At 45.9% G+C, this 21,302-nt stretch carries 18 protein-coding genes; 8 read left to right on the top strand and 10 right to left on the bottom strand.

From position 1 onward, the window contains the following. Positions 1–8: 8 nt before the first annotated feature. Positions 9–1,043, bottom strand: a complete 1,035-nt coding sequence (locus tag ABD846_RS02140; RefSeq protein ID WP_344822189.1) for a glycosyltransferase — start codon at positions 1,041–1,043, stop codon at positions 9–11. A gap of 473 nt (positions 1,044–1,516) precedes the next feature. Between ABD846_RS02140 and ABD846_RS02135 the strand changes: the two genes are divergently transcribed. Continuing rightward, positions 1,517–2,308, top strand: a complete 792-nt coding sequence (locus tag ABD846_RS02135; protein WP_344822187.1) for a glycosyltransferase — start codon at positions 1,517–1,519, stop codon at positions 2,306–2,308. On the opposite strand, the gene ABD846_RS02130 is transcribed toward ABD846_RS02135, so the two are convergent. The 4 genes from ABD846_RS02130 to rfbH are packed head-to-tail and all read right to left on the bottom strand — an operon-like array spanning position 2,305 to position 6,415. Then, positions 2,305–3,336 carry a GDP-mannose 4,6-dehydratase gene (locus tag ABD846_RS02130; protein WP_344822185.1) on the bottom strand — a complete coding sequence of 344 codons (1,032 nt, stop codon included), beginning with the start codon at positions 3,334–3,336 and terminating at the stop codon, positions 2,305–2,307. The two genes, ABD846_RS02135 and ABD846_RS02130, sit on opposite strands and share 4 nt — an antisense overlap. After that, on the bottom strand, positions 3,333–4,211 hold the full coding sequence (locus tag ABD846_RS02125) for an NAD-dependent epimerase/dehydratase family protein (protein ID WP_344822183.1): 879 nt from the start codon (positions 4,209–4,211) through the stop codon (positions 3,333–3,335). The genes ABD846_RS02130 and ABD846_RS02125 overlap by 4 nt, the downstream gene beginning before the upstream one ends. A gap of 6 nt (positions 4,212–4,217) precedes the next feature. Continuing rightward, positions 4,218–5,111 (bottom strand): glycosyltransferase family 2 protein, encoded by an 894-nt coding sequence (locus ABD846_RS02120; RefSeq protein WP_344822182.1) that lies wholly within the window; start codon positions 5,109–5,111, stop codon positions 4,218–4,220. Between the two features lie 2 nt (positions 5,112–5,113). Beyond that, positions 5,114–6,415, bottom strand: a complete 1,302-nt coding sequence (gene rfbH, locus ABD846_RS02115; protein ID WP_344822180.1) for a lipopolysaccharide biosynthesis protein RfbH — start codon at positions 6,413–6,415, stop codon at positions 5,114–5,116. Between the two features lie 284 nt (positions 6,416–6,699). Here rfbH and ABD846_RS02110 point away from each other — a divergent pair, with 284 nt between their 5' ends. Then, the gene (locus ABD846_RS02110) at positions 6,700–7,290 is read left to right on the top strand and encodes a NifU family protein (protein WP_344822178.1); all 591 of its coding nucleotides are present in this window, start codon (positions 6,700–6,702) and stop codon (positions 7,288–7,290) included. A gap of 76 nt (positions 7,291–7,366) precedes the next feature. Here ABD846_RS02110 and ABD846_RS02105 read toward each other — a convergent pair whose 3' ends face one another. From ABD846_RS02105 to ychF, 3 genes are read right to left on the bottom strand one after another with little or no spacing between them, the layout of a single operon-like run. Continuing rightward, positions 7,367–8,128 carry an ABC transporter ATP-binding protein gene (locus ABD846_RS02105; RefSeq protein WP_344822176.1) on the bottom strand — a complete coding sequence of 254 codons (762 nt, stop codon included), beginning with the start codon at positions 8,126–8,128 and terminating at the stop codon, positions 7,367–7,369. A gap of 42 nt (positions 8,129–8,170) precedes the next feature. Next, positions 8,171–9,118, bottom strand: a complete 948-nt coding sequence (locus ABD846_RS02100) for a class I SAM-dependent methyltransferase (protein WP_344822174.1) — start codon at positions 9,116–9,118, stop codon at positions 8,171–8,173. 16 nt (positions 9,119–9,134) lie between these two features. Next, positions 9,135–10,232: a redox-regulated ATPase YchF gene (gene ychF / locus ABD846_RS02095; RefSeq protein ID WP_344822173.1), complete on the bottom strand. Its 1,098-nt coding sequence runs from the start codon at positions 10,230–10,232 to the stop codon at positions 9,135–9,137. A 120-nt stretch (positions 10,233–10,352) separates the two neighbouring features. On the opposite strand from ychF, the gene ABD846_RS02090 reads away from it, so the two are divergent. Together ABD846_RS02090 and ABD846_RS02085 are read left to right on the top strand one after the other, a co-directional pair. Further along, positions 10,353–11,852 carry a glycosyltransferase family 39 protein gene (locus ABD846_RS02090; protein ID WP_344822172.1) on the top strand — a complete coding sequence of 500 codons (1,500 nt, stop codon included), beginning with the start codon at positions 10,353–10,355 and terminating at the stop codon, positions 11,850–11,852. Between the two features lie 11 nt (positions 11,853–11,863). Continuing rightward, entirely contained in the window at positions 11,864–12,763 is a 900-nt protein-coding gene (locus ABD846_RS02085; protein ID WP_344822170.1) for a polyphosphate kinase 2 family protein, read from the top strand. A 3-nt stretch (positions 12,764–12,766) separates the two neighbouring features. Here the strand turns inward: ABD846_RS02085 and ABD846_RS02080 are convergent, their stop codons facing one another. Next, positions 12,767–13,327, bottom strand: coding sequence for a glutathione peroxidase (locus tag ABD846_RS02080; protein WP_344822169.1), 561 nt, complete (start codon positions 13,325–13,327; stop codon positions 12,767–12,769). Positions 13,328–13,401: 74 nt separating this feature from the next. Here ABD846_RS02080 and ABD846_RS02075 point away from each other — a divergent pair, with 74 nt between their 5' ends. The 4 genes from ABD846_RS02075 (at position 13,402) to ABD846_RS02060 (ending at position 17,595) form a co-directional block, all read left to right on the top strand. Continuing rightward, on the top strand, positions 13,402–14,862 hold the full coding sequence (locus ABD846_RS02075) for an Ig-like domain-containing domain (RefSeq protein ID WP_344822167.1): 1,461 nt from the start codon (positions 13,402–13,404) through the stop codon (positions 14,860–14,862). A 4-nt stretch (positions 14,863–14,866) separates the two neighbouring features. After that, positions 14,867–15,682, top strand: coding sequence for a DUF3658 domain-containing protein (locus tag ABD846_RS02070; RefSeq protein WP_344822166.1), 816 nt, complete (start codon positions 14,867–14,869; stop codon positions 15,680–15,682). Then, entirely contained in the window at positions 15,675–16,334 is a 660-nt protein-coding gene (locus ABD846_RS02065) for a hypothetical protein (protein ID WP_344822164.1), read from the top strand. The genes ABD846_RS02070 and ABD846_RS02065 overlap by 8 nt, the downstream gene beginning before the upstream one ends. Before the next feature lie 100 nt (positions 16,335–16,434). Then, complete coding sequence (locus tag ABD846_RS02060; protein WP_344822162.1) at positions 16,435–17,595, top strand: homogentisate 1,2-dioxygenase; 1,161 nt, start codon at positions 16,435–16,437, stop codon at positions 17,593–17,595. Positions 17,596–17,676: 81 nt separating this feature from the next. On the opposite strand, the gene ABD846_RS02055 is transcribed toward ABD846_RS02060, so the two are convergent. Continuing rightward, a complete protein-coding gene (locus ABD846_RS02055) occupies positions 17,677–21,225 on the bottom strand; it encodes a DUF7948 domain-containing protein (protein ID WP_344822161.1) in 3,549 nt (1,182 codons plus the stop codon). Positions 21,226–21,302: the final 77 nt, after the last annotated feature.

Genomic DNA, 21,302 nt, shown 5'->3' with positions numbered 1-21,302 from the left:
CCAGCCTGCTATATATTGAACTTTGTTATTTTTAGTACACCTTTCAATAACTTCGTCAGCAGAAAATTATCAAGTATCCGATCAATTACCATAAATGTCTTTTTACTTCTGTAATAAGGATTCCCCCGGTAATGAGGATCAACTTTCAGGAGATCATTTTTTAATGCCGATAATACTTTATTGCCGGGAGCTGAAGAATTGATTATATAATTCAATGCCGCGTGAACATACCCTTTGCGAAAATATAGATAGTCTACCTCGTCCTTGTATCTTTCGTAAAGCCCACGTTGCTTATATTCATCAATAATCATTTGACAGACAGCTACTTTATCAAGGTATTTTGTATCGGTAACTTCAGTCGTTGTCGAGTTTGAACGAATAAAATAATTAAACAGTGGCTTTTTTACTGCAGCGATATGATTTACATACGGGATTATCAAGGGGTCGATCATCATATCCTCATACCTTAATTTTATTGGAAACAGGATATTATTTTCTCTGAAAAGCGAACGTTTATAGATATAGCGTTGTATAAAAGTAACGTGATTAACGAGCATTTCTTTGCGACTCTTTTCTGAAATAGCACCCGTCGGAAGAAAGTATGTGGTACTATCTGAAGTAATGCTGCCATTTTCAAAAACCTGCTGGCGCATACAATAGCAAATATCACTATCCGCCTTCCTGGCTTCATTATACAGATCTTCGTACATCGTTGCCTCAGCCCAATCATCGCTATCGACAAATCCTAAATATTCTCCTGTAGCAATTTTAATTCCGTTATTTCTTGCACCGCCCTGTCGTTGGTTTACCGACAAATGAAGTACACGAATTTTATCAGGATATGCTCTTTCGTAAGTTTTTATAATTTCTAAACTATTGTCTGTTGAAGCATCATCAACCAGAATAATTTCAATCTCCGACAAAGTCTGGTTGAGTAACGAGTCTACACATTTATTGATAAATTGTTCAGAATTATAAACAGGGACAATGACCGATACTTTGGGTATCGGAAGGCCATTTAAAAGGGTGCTTTTTGTTTCCATTGTCATTTAATTTTGCTCATAATTCAATATAATGAATCCTTTAGGAATTCGGATTTTGCTATTAGCGGAATCCGACCTCCGTCGTTCTTCAATCGGAGCCTGTAACTATTGTAAATCACATATTTACAAGCTAAGTTTTAGCCAGCAAGGTCAAATTTAGTAATTGTTTTTTGATTCTTTTTCCGGTCTCCCTTTCTCGTCTTACCGGATAAAACAGGCCTGGCCCACAAATCTGATTTTTGGCCGAATATAATCCCATATCGCTATAAAGCAGCCGACCTGATTTTTAACCTTTATAATCATTTAAGAAGAACTGCTTACACTTCATGAGCAGCACCACTCATTGTTGTATTGGCCTGAAGACAGTCCTTTTACGTGGTTTAATTGATTTGACGGAAACGGGAAAAAGCCGTAAAATTGCACCCGCCACAGTTTGATATTTACCGGGAAACCGAGTATAAATTAAAAATCTAATGTCTGCTCAACAGAAAATATCGGTGATAACCATCTGCTTCAACAATCCGGAGGATTTGAAGAGTACGTGCAGTTCGGTGGATATCCAGGAGTCTACACCTTTTGAGCATATTATAGTAAACGGTTCCACGACAAAAGATATTGAATTATGGGCGAATAATTCCCCCCAACCACATTACCGGAAATTCATTCATGAACGGGACAAAGGAATTGCCGATGCCTTTAACAAGGGCATACTTGCCTCTTCGGGTGATATTATCGTTTTATTGAATAGTGCGGATACCTTTGCAAACTCAGGGGTAACGGCTGAGGTATTGCGTGCTTTCGAAAAGGATCCCGAATTGACATGGACACATGCCAAATACAGATTTCAGCGCGGGGGAATCTGGGTAACGCTGGGCAAGCCACATAATCCGGACTTAATCTACAGAGGCATGCGCGCAATTTGCCATCAGACCATGTTTGTAAAGCGAAAGCTATATGATACATATGGATTATATGACATCAACCTGAAAGTGGGAATGGACTTCGATTTTCTGGTCAGGATCCGCAACGAGAAATTCGCATTTCTGGATTCTGTGATGGTTGTCTTTGCACCGGGCGGAGCCAGCGTTCTAAATGTCAGAAAAGGCCTGGACGAGAATAGCCAGTCGATAAAAAAACACATTGGCTTCTCCTTAAAACACTACCTCTGGAAGATGCGCATCCTTTTTCTATCAGGGTTGCTTCAATCCTCATTCGGGAAATTTCTATACAAGATAAAAGTACGGCTGAAACTGGAAAACGTCTAGTTGCCTGACAGTTCCGACGACCACAGCAGCATTTTGCGGACGCCGGTGAGGCAATCTATTTTCGGCGCCCATCCAACCATTTGCTTTACCTTCGAGATATCCGCAATGAATAGCTTTTGGTCGCTCTCCCGCGGCGGAAGTTGCTCGTATTTCATCTGAATAGACAATTCTCTTTCCAACATTGAAAACAATTCCAGGAGGGAAAGACTGTTTTCTACTCCACCTCCCACATTGAAAACCTCCCCTTTGAGCGTATCAGCCAATTCAATGCAGGAAGTATACAATCTCACAGCATCTTCTGCGTGTAATACATCGCGAACCTGCTTTCCGTTACCGGCAATAGTAAAAGGTTTCCTGTCCGGATCTGCTTTAATGGCGACAGCCTGTTGACAAAACCAGCCAATCCAGCCCTGATCAAATGTCGCAAACTGCCGTCCCCCATATATTGTAGAGTGCCGGAAGACAATGCCCTTAATTCCATACAACCGGGAAAAATCGAGGATATACTGGTCTGCACACCCTTTTGAGCAACCGTAGGGAGAGTGAAAATTCAGCCGCTCCTGTTCATCAAAACCATCAGGCTTTTCAGGAACCCGATATCGTAAAGCCTGTTCTTCAAATGTATACTGTTCCAGATCCCCGTACACTTTGTTGGTAGAGGAATAAATAATTGCGGCGTCGGGCTTATAAACACGGAGCGCCTCCAGCATATTTAATGTTCCCAATGCATTGATTTCAAAATCCAGCCTCGGGTTAGCCAAGGATGTAGTCATGGCCACCTGACCCGCCAAATGAAAAACAACGTCAGGCATTACTTCCCGTATTACGGAAGCAACCGTTTCCGCATCCCGTACGTCCCCGTTGAAAAATCTGAGCGACATACCCGATTGCAACCACTTCAGGTTTTCTGCACTTCCATATCTGCTCAGATTGTCAATTACAGATACCTCGTAACCTGCATCTTTAATAAAGTAGGCGATATTGCTGCCTAAAAAACCGCAGCCGCCGGAAATCAGTACTTTCTTCATGTTTTAATGTCGCTAAGTTCGCTTTCAACAGTATATCTGAGCCCCTCCTCCAGTGTCACCGCAGGTTTCCATCCAAGTGCTTTGATAGCCGAGATATCCACACTGGAGTCCATAATCTCATTGGGACGGAACGGCAGGGCACCAAAGTCGAGCAGGGTGTTTGTGTTTTTGCAAAGATGTTTCAAATGTTCGACCAGATTGCGGATTGTAATCGTTTGTTCGGAAGCGATGAAAAACTCCTTAAAACCGCTGTCCTGACCGAAGGGAAAATCGAGTACAGTCATAAAAGCCTCAACAACATCGTCGATAAAGATAAAGTTGCGCTTTTGAGTTCCGGGAGTAAGCGGAATTCTTTCCTTTCCACAAAGCAACTCATTGATAACAAAAGAGACAAATTTAGTTTTATCGTCGTATGGACCGTAAAAGTGTTCTAAAACCATGTTCACACAAACCATACGATCAGCGTAGGTTTTAAACCACTCCAGAAATTGCCGCTTCGACAAACTGTAATGACTAACGCCTTTATCCAGAAACGTATCAGTATTGATAAACTTCTTAACACCGAACTGCCCCGCAGCATGAATAAGTTTTAAAGGCAGAATCAGATTCGCCTCCACAATTTGCATTGGCGGAACGGCTTTACGGCCATAGTCCGTTGCGCAATGGATGATCACTTCCGGCCGGAAGGACTCCACAATTGAATCGATACTATTTGATTCAATACGATAGTTTTTTATTTGAGAACTAAGGTTGCTGATCCTTGAGAAAGACGATACTTCTCTCGATAATATAGCGACATCATGCTCTGTAACCAGTCTTTTCAGAAGATTGGCTCCGAGAAATCCTGTTGCACCGGTGAGCAGTATCCTGGACATATTGAGTTATTGAAAAAACAAGCGCAGCATAAAAAAATAATCTGTTCGGGTCGTACGCATATCCCGCAGCATATTGGCATGAATACGCTTATGAAGTATGTAGCGGATTTTGGTAATTGCCTTAAACTTCGGTAACATCTCCGGAAGATACCCGCGCACAAAAAAGAACTTGGCCCAGTCGTAGTGCAGTTTCAGTCCCGACTGCTGGCTGGCCATCACGGTAATGGAACTGGCGTGGCTTCTGAACAGTGCCAGATGCTCCGGTATAATATATATGTCTGGATAGTCCTTCGCTGCCAACAGGAAAGTTAGCAGGTCAGGGCCGGCGCCGGTCTTGTTGAAATCGATTCCGTCCGAATTAGGCAACTGCGCATGAATATTTTTTTTCAGATCCGCAGTCCGAAACAGGGCACAGGAAGGAGAAACCGGTAATCGGTTCTTATTCTTGAACAAAACTTCTTGCAGGTAGGCATTCACCGAAACCAGACCGGACATCCGGTAGTCACTGGAATAATATACCCCGGTGCCGTCGAATTCCTGAACACCTGTCATGACGAAAGCAACATCGTCGGTAAATGCTGCAAGCGTCGCCTCGACAAATGTTTCTTTGACCAGATCGTCAGACCACAAGATAAGCGCGTACTGTCCCTGAGCATGCTTCATCACAGATTGCCAGTTACGGACCGCTCCCAGGTTGCTTTCATTCTGAAAAATACGAAGCCGGGCATCCTTTGCTGCCAGTTCCTGCAATAATTGCCAGGAGCTATCGGTACTGCAGTTATCGTTTACAATAACCTCAATATTTGTGTACGTCTGAGCTAAGGCACTGGCGATAGTTTCTTCGATCAGGTCTGCCCGATTATAGGAAGGTATACAGATACTGACTAATGGATTTGCCATGCCTATCGCTTGATGAATTTACCAATTACATCCGTGATGTAATCATAGTGATCCGCATTCAGTCCGGGCCATACGCCCAGCCAGAAACTGCGGTTCATTATGATATCCGTATTGGTAAGATTGCCGACAATACGTTTCTCAATATTGGTGTATGCAGGTTGCTTGATAAGATTGCCGGCAAAAAACAAGCGAGTACCGATTTTGTTCTTTTCGAGATGTTGTACGAGCGCATTACGGTCTATACCGCTGTCTTCACGAACGGTGATCATATTACCGAACCAACTCGGTTCACTGTTTTCAGTAGCCTGATGCAGGATGAAATGTTCTTCGAATTGTTTCAGCCTTTCGTTCAGCAAAGCATGGTTCTCACGGCGCCTGGCAACGAAACGGTCTGCTTTCTGCAACTGACTCAGGCCTATTGCAGCCTGCATATCCGTCACCTTAAGGTTGAAGCCGATATGGGAATAGGTATACTTATGATCGTACCCATAAGGCAGGTCACCTAATTGCCATTCAAAGCGTTTATTACACGTGTTGTCGCATCCGGTTTCACAGAAACAGTCGCGTCCCCAGTCGCGAAAACTCTTTGCCGTCAGGAAGAGCTTCATATTATTGATCAGCACAGATCCGCCCTCGCCCATCGTGATATGGTGTGCCGGATAAAAAGAAACGGTGGCAAGGTCTCCGAATGTTCCGGTTTTTTTGCCATCATATACGGCGCCCAGGGAATCGCAATCGTCCTCAATAACCCATAGATTATGTTTCCTGGCAACTGCCATCACTTTATTCAGGTTGAAAGGGTTTCCCAGAGCGTGGGCAACCATGATCGCTTTGGTCTTGGGCGTGATAGCCTCCTCCAGTAAAGTGGTATCAATATTATAGGTCGGAATTTCCACGTCCAGGAATACCGGCACACAACCGTATTGAATCATTGGATTTACGGTAGTGGGGAAACCTGCGGCCACCGTGATCACTTCGTCTCCCGGTTTTATCTGGCGTTCTTTCAGATTAGGAGAAGTAAGTGTATAAAAAGCCAGCAGATTTGCCGATGAGCCGGAATTGACCAGCAACGAGGTTTTAGAACCGAAGTAGCGCGCGAATTCTTTCTCAAACCGCTCACCGTGATGACCGGTTGTCAGCCAGCCATCCAGGCTTGCATCAACGCTTTGCAATAAATCGTCGGCATCCAGCACCTTTCCGGTAACCGGTATATAACTTTCTCCGGGAATAATGTTTTGTTGAACACGTTTGGCAGCTATTGCCCGCAATTGTTCTTCCAGGCTTCCCTCAAAATTCTTAAACATGGGTGATCAAAAAGTTCAGTGTAAGGCAAAGGTAGCAGATTGTCTTAATTTTCCTGCTTTTATCGGATAAGGGTTATATCTGAATTGCTTTCCGAAAAACGGATTGATTTCGACAACCCGACACACATCCATCGCCCGGCCTGATCTTTCACCGATGCTGGAAAAAGCAAAAGAGAGGTGATAACGTCTTCTTCGGTTTTTTGATGACTCTCTATTGTATGATTCTTATTTTTTATTGAGAAAGGTTCCTTATTTGGTTATTTTTGTACCGTAAAGTTTGAATTATGTTGAAAACAGGAAATACTGTGGTGAGTATCTACACGGAGATGACTCCAAACCCGGAGACCATGAAATTTGTGGCTAATAAATTATTATACCCCTCAAAAAGCATTGACTTCCAGGACGAATCTGCTGCAGGCCCCTCTCCGCTTGCAAAGGAATTATTTGCCTTCCCATTCATAAAAAGTGTATTTATCGCCAGCAATTTCGTTACGCTGACTAAAACAAATGACACTCAATGGGAAGACGTGATCCCTACGGTGCGCGAGTTTTTGAAAGAATATCTGGAAAGTGACAAAGTGGTGATCAATGAGGAGGAAGTTGTGGTATCAAAAGGAACCAATACCATCAGCGCGGATGATACCGATGTTGTGGTTCGGATCAAGGAATTACTCGAAAACTATGTGAAGCCTGCCGTTGAAATGGATGGCGGCGCAATCAGTTTCCGTGGCTATAATGACGGAGTGGTATCACTGATGTTGCAGGGATCCTGCTCCGGATGCCCCTCCTCTATGATAACACTGAAGTCTGGCATCGAAGGAATGATGAAACGGATGATCCCTGAAGTAAAAGAGGTAGTTGCGGAAGCAGAATAATATCCGATCCGTTCGGTTTATAAAAAAAGAGGTCGCTGTACGAACAGCGCCCTTTTTTTTTAGGTAATTGTATTGGTTAACTATCCCGGTATTCTTTACCGGTAGTGGCGATAAACACATCTTCCAGACTGGCGGCCTTCACTTCTTTCTTTCTTTCGAAACCCGAAGCGATGAGCTTATCAATCAATCCGGCCGGGGTATCCAGCGAAACGATTTTTCCGGAATCCACAATGGCAACTCTTTCACATAACTCTTCCGCTTCATCCATGTAATGGGTTGTGAGCAGTACGGTTGTGCCGCGGTCGCGGACATTCCGTATCAGATCCCACAGGTTACGTCTTGCCTGCGGATCCAGCCCCGTAGTCGGTTCATCCAGGAAGATGATCTTAGGTTCGTTAATGAGCGTGGTTGCGATGGAAAAACGCTGCTTTTGTCCGCCCGACAATTCTTTATACTTATTCTTACTTTTTTCGCGCAGGTTAACGGTGTCGAGCAATGCATACGGGTCGACGGAACGGTTGTATAATCCGGCGAATAAATCAATGATCTGCACCAGGCTCAGCATAGGATAATATCCTGCGGCCTGCAATTGCACACCGATAATTTCCTTGATTTTGTTCGGATGCTTATCCAGGTCAATGCCGTCCACGATCACCGTACCGGAGGTTTTCTCCCTTAATGTCTCGATGATCTCGAGGGTAGTGGTTTTACCTGCTCCGTTGGGTCCGAGCAGACCGAATATTTCTCCGTGCGCCACCTCAAATGAGATCCCGTCCACTGCGGTAAAATCGCCATAACGTTTTACAAGATTCTGAACAGAAATAATCGGACGATTCATATAGCTGAGTATGTTGCGTTCAAAGATACGCCCTGCAGCGCTTTATTTTTGTATCATAAAACAGGACCGGAACAGGCGTCCCTGGAAATCGAAAGGAGTGGTCTGACTCGTTATATCTTTCACTACCGCGGCCGGAATCGCATCCCTGTCCATAGAAAAACCCCGGTAGTTATTACTGAAATAGATTTTGCCTTCTTCCGTGCAGGCTTTCAGCAGCTTTTTCAGTAACACCACGTGATCACGCTGTACATCGAAAGAAGTGTCCATTCGCTTGCTGTTGGAGAATGTCGGCGGATCACACACGATCAGATCAAAACTGTTACGGGGTAATTCATCGATCACTTCCATTACATCCGCCTGAACGAATTCATGTACTTCCGGCCGGTATAACTTATTGAATTGCATGTTCCGCTTAGCCCAGTTGATATAGGTCTTAGACAGGTCGACGGACGTAACGCTCTTTGCTCCGCCCTTTGCCGCATATACGGAGAAGGAGCCGGTATAGCAAAAGAGATTCAGTACGCGTTTACCTTCTGCCTCCTCCTGAACCATCCGACGGGTGATCCTGTGATCCAGAAACAAACCCGTGTCCAGATAGTCGGTAAGATTTACGATAAAGCTCAGACCGTTCTCAGAGACGATACGCTCCTGCTTTGTGGTATCGAATTTCTGATACTGACCTTCTTTTCCCTCTTTACGCTGTCTTACTTTGATAAATACAAGATCCGGCGTTATTTCCGTCACACGCGCTATCACATCCCTGCACGACTCCAGCCATGCGTCATGCACTTCGTCCTCCATTCCATGCCTTCTCTTATATTCTGCCGCATGCAGCGCACCGTCGTAATATTCAATTACAAACGGGAATTCGGGCATATCATGATCGTAAAAACGGAAGCAGGACTGTTGTTGCTTGCGTGCAAGCTTCGCAAAGTGCTTATACACTTTGCGAAGCCTGTTCTCAAACATCTGCAGCTTGTTGTCCGACATAAAAAATAAGCGTCTGTTACACGTTGAAACGGAAGTGCAGGATATCTCCGTCCGCTACCACGTATTCTTTTCCTTCAATACGCAGGCGTCCATTCTCGCGACAAGCTGCTTCGCTTTTGTATTGTACAAAATCGTTATACGCGATTGTTTCCGCTTTGATAAAACCCTTCTCGAAATCGGTATGAATGACAGAGGCCGCCTGAGGGGCTTTCCATCCCCGGTGAATGGTCCACGCGCGAACTTCCTGCACTCCTGCAGTAAAGTACGTGATCAGATTCAGCAATTGATAAGCGCTGCGGATCAGTCGGTTCAGGCCCGGCTCTTTGAGTCCGTACTCTTCCAGAAACAAAGCTTTATCGTCTTCATTTTCCATCTCAGATATCTGCGCTTCGATAGAGTTGTTCATTACAATCACCTGTGAACGCTCTGCATTGGCAGCGGCGATCAGCGCCTCTGAGTATTTATTTCCGGTATGAATTGCCGTTTCATCCACGTTTGCAACATACAATACCGGCTTTTGTGTCAGCAAAAAGATATCTGCGATCGCTTCGAGTTCTTCGCCTTCCAGTTCCATACCGCGTATGTTCTTACCTTGCTCCAGCCATGCTTTCACACGGGATAACGTTTCGAGCACCGGCTTCGCTTTCGGATCGGCTTTTACCACTTTCTCCATCCGCTGCATCTTCTTCTCCACACTTTCCAGATCTTTCAGCTGCAGTTCCGTATCGATGATTTCTTTATCGGCTACGGGATTGATGGCACCTTCTTCACGAAGGATATTTTCATCTTCAAAACAGCGGATCACATGTACGATAGCATCCACTTCACGGATATTCGCGAGGAATTTATTTCCCAACCCTTCACCCTTGCTGGCACCTTTTACGAGTCCGGCGATATCCACAAACTCAATGGTTGTGGGTACCACGCGCTGAGGCTGCACCAGATCGGTAAGCACTTTCAGCCTTTCGTCCGGCACATCTACAAGTCCGACGTTGGGTTCGATGGTACAAAAGCGATAGTTCGACGCCTGCGCCTTGGCACTGTTGCTTACTGCATTAAAAAGTGTTGATTTCCCTACGTTGGGTAATCCGACAATACCTACCTGTAAAGCCATTTGCTGTCTGAAATTTTGTGCAAAATACGTTCATTTGGCCCGAATAGAAAAACGTATCGCTTTAGGGGCGCGATCCTTACCGCAATAAACACTAGCTTTGACGCACTGATGAACCATCATATGGAGTCTAATCGCATTTTTCTGTACCTGAAAAAAAATCGCTTTCTGTTACTGGCAGGTCTGATTATCCTGATCGGTATCTGCTTCCGGGTTGTCATGTTTTTACAAAACAGGAACCTGATTATAGATGAGGCAAATGTGGTGAGGAATATATATGAACGCAGTCTTCCCGGCCTGTTAAAACCACTTTCTTACGAACAATACGCTCCGCCCCTCTACCTGTGGCAGCTGGAAGTCTGTTCCTGGATATTTGGCTATTCTGAATATGCCATGCGTTTACCGGCGCTTATATGGGGAGTTGCCGCTTTATTTGTATTCTATGCAATGGCCCGCCGTGTGATGACCGAACGCGGCGCCTGGATGCCGTTGGGGCTACTGGCTTTTGCCCCGATATTTATTAAATACTCGGCTGAAGTAAAGCAGTATGGCCCGGATGCATTTACCGCCATAGCCCTTATTTACTGCGCATTACAGACAAACATCTTCACTGTTACCAGACGCAGGTTTTTACTTACCTGGGCCATAGCGGGCAGTATTGCGATCTGGAACTCGCAACCCTCGGTATTCATTCTTGCCTCTGTCGGTGCTTATTATTTTGCGCAGTGCGCGCAGCAGCGCCGCTGGGATTACTGGAAATTACTGCTTCCTATCGCGCTGATCTGGTTTGCGCAGTTCGCGGTGTATTATGAGCTGATCCTCAAACCCCAGATCAACTCCGATTATCTTCAGAATTACCATCACGATTACTTCCTTTATGCAATCCCCGACAACGCCGAAGAATGGCGTCACAACTGGATACGCATACAGGAAATCCTGCATAATACGGTCGGTTACAGCCAGCGCTCCTATTACCTGAGCATGATATTTATGGTAACAGGCGCAGTAGCGCTCATCCGCCGGTCACTACCCTTATTCCTGCTGTTGTGCATGCCGATTATGATTACACTGATCGCAGCGGCATTAAAGCAATTTTCGCTGATCGAACGTGTGGCACTGTTCATGCTGCCGTTCACGATGCTGCTTACCGGCTATGGCTTCTCAGAAATACTGAAAGTTAAGTTGCAGTCCGTTCGCTTCCTGTTTATCTGTATCGGACTCAATATGCTCTGGGAATACAATTTCAGGCAGTTGTTCTACGAGCGGTTTCTATTTCAGGAACTTACAATAGGCTTCGACTTCCTGCTCAAAAAGAATGTGACCGGAAAAGAGTTGTATGTAGATTGTACTAGTCGCGACACCTATATCTATTACACCGAAATTCATCCGGACAGAAAAAAATATGAACCATTAAAAGGTGCTTACCTGTATGGGTGGGCTGAGGATGATTACCGGCCCGCACTCGTCCATATAAAAACACCTGAAGCATTTCTTATATTTACGGGAGGAAGTGAAGAGCAGCGCGCCCATCATGTGGAACAGGTGAAAGACGTGATGGACCTGTACAAGAGCTACGATCTCAGACATTGCTTCATTTTTGAATTTGTTCCTAAAAACCATTAAGACCGGTATCTATGGCCAACAGCGCATTTAAAAAACACATACAGTCCTTTAAAGTACCCGAAGGGAAAAAGGTGAAATTGTCGAAGCTGGAAACAGCCTACGATCCGGCAGGCGTCAACAAAGACGAAAGCGAACTTATCCTCAAGCAAAGTGTGGAACAATTATCACTTGTTCAGGACAAGTTATACGCTTATAACAGGTACAGCATACTCATTATATTCCAGGCAATGGACGCAGCCGGGAAAGACGGCGCCGTAAGTCATGTGATGAGCGGACTGAATCCGCAGGGAGTAAGGGTTTCGAGCTTTAAAGTACCCAGCAGTGAAGAACTCGACCACGATTATTTCTGGAGACATTATAAAGAGCTGCCTGCAAGAGGTGAGATCGGTATTTTCAACCGTTCTCATTATGAAAATGTGCTTGTCACCAAGGTGCACCCGGAATATGTACTCGGCGAAAACCTGCCGGCGGTGCAATCGGTGGAGGATATGGATAAAGATTTCTGGAATGCACGCTATAAACAGATCAACCGCTTCGAGAAGAACATCTCGGAAAATGGCACGATCATCCTCAAGTTCTTTTTGCATCTGGGTAAGGAAGAACAGAAGCGGCGGTTTATCGAACGGATTGACAATCCTAAGAAGAACTGGAAATTTTCCACTGCAGACCTGAAAGAACGCATGTATTGGGATAAATACCAGGAGGCATATGAAGAATTATTGCAAAAGACCAGCACAGATTACGCACCCTGGTTTGTGATTCCGGCGGATAACAAATGGAGCGCACGCCTGGCCATCAGCGAAATTATCCTTCAGGAATTTGAGTCGCTCAAGATCCATTATCCCAAAATAAGCAAGGCTCAGAAGGAAGAACTGCTGAAGGCGAAAGAAGCGCTGATGAACGAAAAGTAGCAGCTATTTTTCAATAGCTGCTTTCAGCTCCGCAGACTGAGGTGTAACGGACGAAGGATACACTCCTATCAGATGACCCTGCTCATCAATAAGGTATTTATTGAAATTCCATTTTACTTCGGAATCCTGAAATCCATTTTCCGACTTGTGCGTGAGCCAGCGGTATAAAGGAACCTGTTTGTCACCTTTAACCACTACTTTAGATGCCATCGGGAAGCTCACACCATAGTTCTTTTTGCAGAAGGATGCGATTGTTTTGTTGTCTCCGGGCTCCTGCGCTCCAAAATCGTTGGACGGAAACCCAACAATTACCAGTTTACCTTTATTTGCCTTGTAAAGCGCCTCCAATCCTTCATATTGGGGAGTATATCCACATTCGGATGCGGTATTAACGACCAGAATTTTCTTTCCTTTAAACTGGGAGAAATCTATTGTCCCGCCCTCAAGCCCGGCAACTTTGAAGCCATAGATCACGGGTTGCCCGTCTTTTCCGCCTGCACGTGCAGACAGTGTAATACCGGCGCCAACAGCACAAAGTAAAATAGTGAGAATTGCAACTTTCATTTTAGCGGATTTTTGCAAACTTACGGATAGTAGCAGTTCGGCAAACACAAAACAAATCCTAAATTTGCGCATCCATGACTGTAAAAAACGGACTTATCTGCGTGGCCCTTGGGGTTTTGATTGCCGGATGTGCTAACATAATCCCTCCTACCGGCGGGAAAATGGACAAGACCCCTCCGCAGCTTATTTCCGTTTCGCCATCAGATTCGCTGCTCAATACCCGCGTTACCAGGATCACAATGCGTTTCGACGAATATGTGACTGTTGCAGAGGCGGCAAAAGAACTGCGGGTTTCCCCTACACTACGCAGCAATGCCTCCATGAGCTATTCCGGGAAAACGGTAACAATAAAAATTCCGGATTCGCTGCTTGAAAACAATACGACATACACTGTGAACCCGGGAAAAAGTATCCGGGATATGCATGAATCAAATATTTACCCCGCTAAAAATTTCATTTTCAGTACCGGAGCCTGGTTCGACTCGCTTCAGATCAAGGGGAGCGTTGAGGTTGCATCCACGGGCCGTAAAGACAGCAGCGGCAGTACTAAGATCATGCTGTATGCGGCCACAGATTCTTTCACATCCGTGTTGAAACAGAAACCACTTTATACCACGGTAACCGACAGTAAAGGCGATTTCAGCCTGGTCGGTCTGCCTTCAAAAAGTTTCCATATTTATGCATTGTCGGAGACAGACAACAGTATGGTCTTTGATAAAGACGAGGAGCTGATCGGATTTTATGATGCAACCGTTCATCCTGCCACAGATACGGCACCGGTTTTACTGAGGATATTCCGGGAAGAACCGGATAGTACGCGTCTGAAAGCGGATAAAGCGCAATTACAAAGCGGACGCATCAGCAAAACACCTGCCGGATCCGGAGCTCCGGCCCTGGATACGAAGATTTTTGAATACAGGGTGCAGACCGACACCGGCAAAACGGATAAGCGCACTTTTGAAATCAACCGGCCGCTGACGATTTATTTTTCAAGAAAAGCCGACAGCATTTTTGTCAATCGGATCGCGCTCAGCTCAGATAGCTCTGACATAGAATTAGAACAGCAGTTCGAGTACACACTTGATTCTTCAAAAAAGAAAATGGAGATCATCAGTAACTGGCAGCAAGACCGTGTATACACGCTGCGTTTATTGAAGGGTTTTGCAAAAGACAGCTCCCTGACAGACGCCATGCCTTCGAAATGGAGATTCCACAGTAAAAAAGACGAAGATTACGGAACACTGGAAATACGTGTACCCGAAAAATACCGGTCACCCGGCTACCTGATCAGTGTGAAAAAAGGTGATGATTCCGTATTTCTGAAACCTGTGGACACAACTGTTTTCCGCCTGAACCTTCTGGATCCCGGCTCCTACTCGGTTTACATAATCCGGGATACAAACAAGGATGCAATATGGACGACCGGCTCATTAAAAAGCAAAAGACAACCGGAACAGGTAATACCTTACCCGGAAATCATTATGGTAAAAGAAGGTTGGGAGCATCGTATAGACTTTGAACCGAAGAAAAAATAAAGACATGACCTATCATTTTGTCGTTGGAGACATGGCAGCCAAACCGCTGCTCGAAGCATTTGATCCGGAAACCGGGCATCATGTTGTAGTGCTGAAAGACGTATTGAGCCTGGGACCTTTGCAGAAAGCCGAGGGGCAGAGCTTCAGCGAAATGCGGAGCCAATACTGGCGCACGATTCTTAACGATGAAAAAAATGAGATTGCTGTAGATGATATGGAGCGGTTGCTGGACATCTCCAAACAAATGTTTGATGATGAGACCATCAAAGCGGTCATCTGGATGGCACCGTTGCCGGCTGACATCTGTGCTTATTACTGGATATTACCTTACATGAGCAAACACAGCATGCGCTTCTCTGTCATCAATATCGCCGGATTGCCTTTCCTGAATGAGCAGGGAAAACTGTTTTTCCCTAAAAGCATATCCGAACTCTCCGTACGGGAAATACAAAAAGCAACCAGGCTCGCCCGTGCGGTTAGCCCTTCGGAACTGGAAGTAGACTTGTACGAATGGAAGCAACTGCAGCAATCCAATTCAGGGATTCGCGTTTCCGGTGGCGGAAAAAAAATGCATGCGCATCCCGAGAACTTCTACGATCACCTGTTGCTCAATCAATGTACTCCTGCTTTCCAGAAGGCAACGAAGGTGGTGCATAACGCAATCGGTAAAGATAATGCGATCCCTACGGGAGATGCATTCCTGATATGGCGATTGCGGGCATTGGCCGAAGCGGGCGCAGTGCAGGTGCAGGAAGGCAAAGCACTCAAAGACATGGAAGTGCGTTTACACGGACAAGAAACCGCATCAAGCAATGAATAACTTTCAGATAGAGATCAAAAATCCGTACACGCGTTCCCAGCGCCATTCTACTTTTGTATACCTGCTTAACGGCTTTGCAATGGTCGGGATCGGCGCTTTCACACAACTGCTTGGCAATACGCATTGGATAAAGACCGTCTTTCATCCGCCTGTTATCTCCGTCGCCGTATTGAGTTCGGGCGTTCTGGTGTACGGGATCGCCCTGTTGCTCGCGGTGTTTTTCCGTAATAAACAATGGCTGCAGAATCCCGGCATCGCTAAATGGGTACGTATTTTCTGCATTGTTGCGAATCTGAAGGTCGCTATCATTTTCCTGATATCTCAATGGTGGGTACCTGCCGGCATCTCTCTCGTTATGCTGCTGGCTCACCTGTTCTCCCTGTACATCCAGCAAAAAATGACGCGACCCCTACTGGCGGTATTCGATACGCAACGCATTACATTACCGGCGTCAGCCCGACGCAGCACACTCGAATGGACTGAGGTGGAGCATGTATTGCTGCGTCACGGAAACCTCACGATAGACTGTGCGCATAATGTCTTATATCAATGGACAATCAGCAAACATGGGATAGAAAACACTGTAGCATTCGAAGCCTTTTGCAGGGAACAGATAGAACTTGCAAAACCTAAAAGAGTAGCAGACTGGTAAGCCGGAATTTGCTGATATTTATCATAAAAGCCCTTTTGACCGCGTTTCAAAGGGGCTTTTGTATTTACCTTTGAAGAGATCAATTATTAAAGAGACAATTATGGCACATTATCATTCCCTAGGCCAGATTCCGCGCAAACGCCACACCCAGTTCCGCAAGCCGGACGGAGGGCTTTACTCTGAGCAACTGTTCAGTACAGAAGGTTTTTCTTCGAATTATTCATTGCTTTACCATATTCATCCGCCAACCGTTATTATCCGTTCGGAAGAACCTGTGGACATCTCCCCTAAAGCGTCTACCGATAATATTCTCAAGCACAGAAGCTTTCAGGGTTTTAAGATCAAACCGGAAGATGATTTTCTGAAAAGCAAAAAGGTAGTATTGTTCAATAATGATGTGCATATTTCCCTGGCCGCTCCCACGAAAGGACTCACCGGTAATAAGTTTTATAAAAATGCCGACTCGGACGAAGTGATCTTCGTTCATGAAGGAACAGGTGTACTCAAAACCCAGTATGGACAAATCAGGTTTGCCTACGGTGATTATCTTGTCATCCCGCGCGGTACTATTTACCAGATTCATTTCGATACAGCAGACAACCGTCTGTTCATTGTCGATTCGTTCAGCCCGGTAACATTTCCCAAGCGTTACCTGAGCCGTTACGGCCAGCTTTTGGAGCATGCTCCGTTCTGCGAGCGGGATATCCGTAAACCGGAAAACCTGGAAACGATCGATGAAAAAGGCGAGTTCCTCATCCAGGTTAAAAAGAAAGGACTATTATACCCCATCTGGTACGGCAATCACCCGTTTGACGTGGTAGGCTGGGACGGCTGTGAATATCCTTATGCATTCAGCATTCACGATTTTGAACCGATCACAGGACGTGTGCACCAGCCACCTCCCGTGCACCAGACATTCGACGCACATAATTTTGTTATCTGCTCGTTCGTACCACGTTTATACGATTATCACCCACAGGCTATTCCTGCTCCTTACAACCACAGCAATATCGACAGCGACGAGGTATTGTATTACGTGGACGGCGAATTTATGAGCCGTAAACATGTGGAACGCGGTATGATCACACTGCATCCGCTGGGCATCCCGCACGGGCCGCATCCCGGAGCAGTTGAAAAAAGCATCGGGAAAACGGAAACGCCGGAACTTGCAGTGATGGTGGATACCTTCCATCCGTTAATGATGACAGATTATGCCAAAGGCATAGAAGACGACCATTACATGATGAGCTGGAGCGAATAGCATTTCCGGATCTTATACAATGAAATAACCCGTTCGAGTCTGATCGAACGGGTTATTTTATTTAAATGCAGTGCCGGCGGCTTACCGTAGTAACGTGATGTTCCCTCGTTTTGTTTCCGTTTCACCGTTGATGAATGTCGCATTCACCACATAAGCATATCCTTCCATCGGCTGCGGCGATCCGTTGTAATTACCATCCCAGCCTACTTCCATATTCGCAGAATGGAAAACCTGTTGACCCCAGCGATTGTAGATATAGAAATCCATATGCTGTATTGCGGCACCGCGTACATAAATGACGTCATTCACGCCATCATTGTTCGGCGTAAATGCCGTAGGCACGTCCAGGCGCGGCACGATCAGCGCTTCCACATTTTTACACACCGTGTCCGGACAGCTGCCGGAAATAGACGCAACCAGGCAGGTTTTATAGGTGCCGGATTTCAAGAATAAGTGTGCCGGGCTTTCCAGGGTACTTTGCATACCATCTCCGAAATACCAGGTATAGCCGGTGGCATTTTTAGAAAGGTTTTTATAACGTATCGAGTCGTTTTCCACCGGTATACGCGGCTCAAAATCGAAGTCTGCCAGCGGACCCGGTGAAATCACAATAATTCCACTTACGGAATCGATACTATTACATGCTTTATCATTCTTCACAATCAGGCGCACCTTATACGTACCAACGCTATAGGAATGGGAAGGATTGCTTGCGGTGGAAAAAGAGCCATCGCCGAAATCCCAGTAATAGGTAGTGCCATCGCTTGCAACAGTGGAGAAAACAAACGTCGCAGACGACCCTTTCGTACAAAGTGAGGGTGGTATCGTTGCTGCAGCTTTAATGAACAGGTTCTGAATCGTTATTGTTTTACTGATCGAATCCACAGCGTTACAGGAGAGATCGTCGCGCATAATCAGCGTTACGGTGTAAGTACCCTTGGCAGCATATTCGTGAACGGGTGGGTTTGCGCCGGTATAAGTAGAACCGTCCCCGAAGCGCCAGGTAAACGTTGCGGTACCACTGCGTCCGAATGATGAGGTATTTGTAAACTTCACACGGTAAGGAGCATTACAGGTGTCGATCATGAAGTAACTGAAGTCGGCCGCCACACTGTTCGTATCTACTGTAACGGTAAAATACATGGTGTCTGTCTGATCGAAGCAGGCATCGGGATTTGTCGCGATGAAGCGCACTTTGTACACGCCGGGTTTTGTGAAGGTATGTTTACTATCGGCGGTCGTTACATCCGGAGACCCGTCGCCGAAACTCCAGGAAAATACTTTACCATTGGTGGAATTGTTCTTAAAATTTACGGTAAGCGGTGCGCAACCGGATACATTATCGGCGGAACCGTCGACAACCGGCGGGGCAAGCTCAAATGTAATTTTCAATGCTGCCAGGTTACAGTTGCCGGAACCGTTTTTAGGACTGATGGTGCCGGGCGTAGTGGGCAGTGCCGGGGTGGAAGGGCCACCACATCCGCCGCATATGGCCTGATAGATGATACCGCTTTTATCGAAACGGCTCGTACCCCCGTCCACGTGCTCTCCCAACATCGGATTGGTACTTGAGCGTCCGTAGTAAGAGCCGTAAACAAGCGAAGATGCATCTTTGTTCAACACGATAAAGTAAAAGTCGAAACCGTCCGTCGAGGTTTGAAATGCGGAAGAAGTAATCGGCATACCGTTTGTAGTGCCCGTATTAGGAAAAGCACTACCGCCGAGTGTACCGCCCCAACCGGATATGTATATATTTTCACAGGTATCGACAAGGAACGCTACCGGAGAGATATTAGTGGCTGAAGAATTACCTGATCCGAACACTGTGGAGAAAACGTAACCGGAGAGGTTGTTCATCATTTTCATCACAAACTGACTGGAGTTAGGATTAGAATATACTCCTGAAGACACAGGGAAGGTGCCGCCCAGGGTTTGTCCCATAACATATACAAAATCCTTATCATCGACCGCAACTCCGTAGATCTGATCATAGCTGCCTTTCCCAAGGAAACTACCGGCCTGCAGGGTGTACGGCGCACTGTTGGAGATTTTCAGTATAAACCCATCTGTAGCACCCGCATAAGCGGGCTGATAGGCAGCAGCAGTTGTCGGGAAGTCAGAACTGTTTGTTCCTCCCGCAATAAAAACAGAAGTCTGTGCTTTGTTCAATGCAAGTACATAACCCGCATCATCGTCCGATCCGCCCAGATAGGTACTGAACAGCAGACTACTTACGTTGCTGTTTAGTTTGACGAGCACAGCGTCCTGCTGCCCCTGGATAGAGCCCAGAATCGGACTTTGCGTAGGGAAATTGGAAGAGTTGGTACAGGAAGCAACGTATATATTACTGTTCCTATCAATAATCACTTCGCTTCTTGCATCATCACCGTAATTGTGCTTCAGACTTCCGCCGGTGAATTCCTGTGCATCGATATTCACACAATCGTCTCCTGAACCACCGATATACGTTGAACCGTTGATACCTGTACCCGCACTATTGAGTACAGTGACCACCAGATCTGCCCCTCCGTTCCAGGTGCGGTCATATGCCGTTGCCGATACCGGGTAGTTGGCGGAATAAGTACGGCCGGCAATAATGAGATTATCAGACTCATCGACAATCATACTATGTGGCTGATCGTTATCGGAGCCTCCTATATAAGTCGCATAAATTTTAGTGGTGCCATCGGTATTGATCTTCATGATCGCCATGTCTGCCGGAAACAGATTACCGGTAGAGGAAGTACCCCCACCCCAGGTGGTCTGAAATGCGCCGGTTGTTACGGGAAAACTTGTACCGCCTACTGCGCTCACACTGCCGCCCGCATACATATTCCCGTTGCGGTCGTAAGTGGCAGTGAAGCCCCAGTTGTCTGCCGTAGAGCCGGTGAATGTTGCGAAAATCACCTTGGGATCGATGAGCAGCGGCGCTTCATGATTATAGCCTTTAGGAAAAACGAATGAAACAGTATTGTTTGCCTCCAATTTATAGCGGCAGGGAACCACAACGCGCTCTTCATTTACGTATTGGTACACAAAAGGCTTTTCCTCTGTGGCATCTCCGACGGATGTGGAAATCACCAGGTTGCCCTTCTGATCAATGTGCACTTTTTCTGTTCCGTCAAAACGCAGGCGTATTTGTGTCGCGTCGGCATTGGGTGCTACAATAAAATCGTATTTAAGCGTGCTGTTCTCCGAACTGAGGTGTAGATCGACGCCGTTATAAATACCCTTAAAATCCAGGCTCAGGGCCGGGTGAATTCCAGAGGCCCATTTGGAAGAATCGTTACCCAGAAAGTAATTATAGTAATGCTTCTGAATTTTTCCTTCCTCGAATACAGGTTGCTTTGCTCCCTCAAAAACTGTACGGTAAACATGGTATTTGATCCGGGGTGCGTTGGTCAGCTGACCGTGTTTATAAGCGTCTATTTTATCCCAGGCACCTTGTTCAGCCACCTGATAGGTAATTGCGTTTTCCTGAACAAATATTTCGGCGTTGGGACCGGAACATTTATATGCAAAATTGCCATCCCATTGGCCCTTGTTACGGACAAATTCAAGGCGGGCATTCTGTGCGAGCACAGACGACGAAGCGATAAGCATGGCCGCCAACTGTAAGAACCTTTTCATAGCAGGGGAATATAATTTTCCTTTACCGTAAATTTAAGAATTTAAAATAAAAAAGCACATAAGAAATCTTATGTGCC

Origin of the sequence: Rurimicrobium arvi, from assembly GCF_039540495.1 — a bacterium.
GTDB lineage: Bacteria > Bacteroidota > Bacteroidia > Chitinophagales > Chitinophagaceae > Rurimicrobium > Rurimicrobium arvi.
The sequence above is the reverse complement of the archived record's forward strand: the minus strand, read 5'-3'. Positions and strand labels throughout refer to the sequence as shown.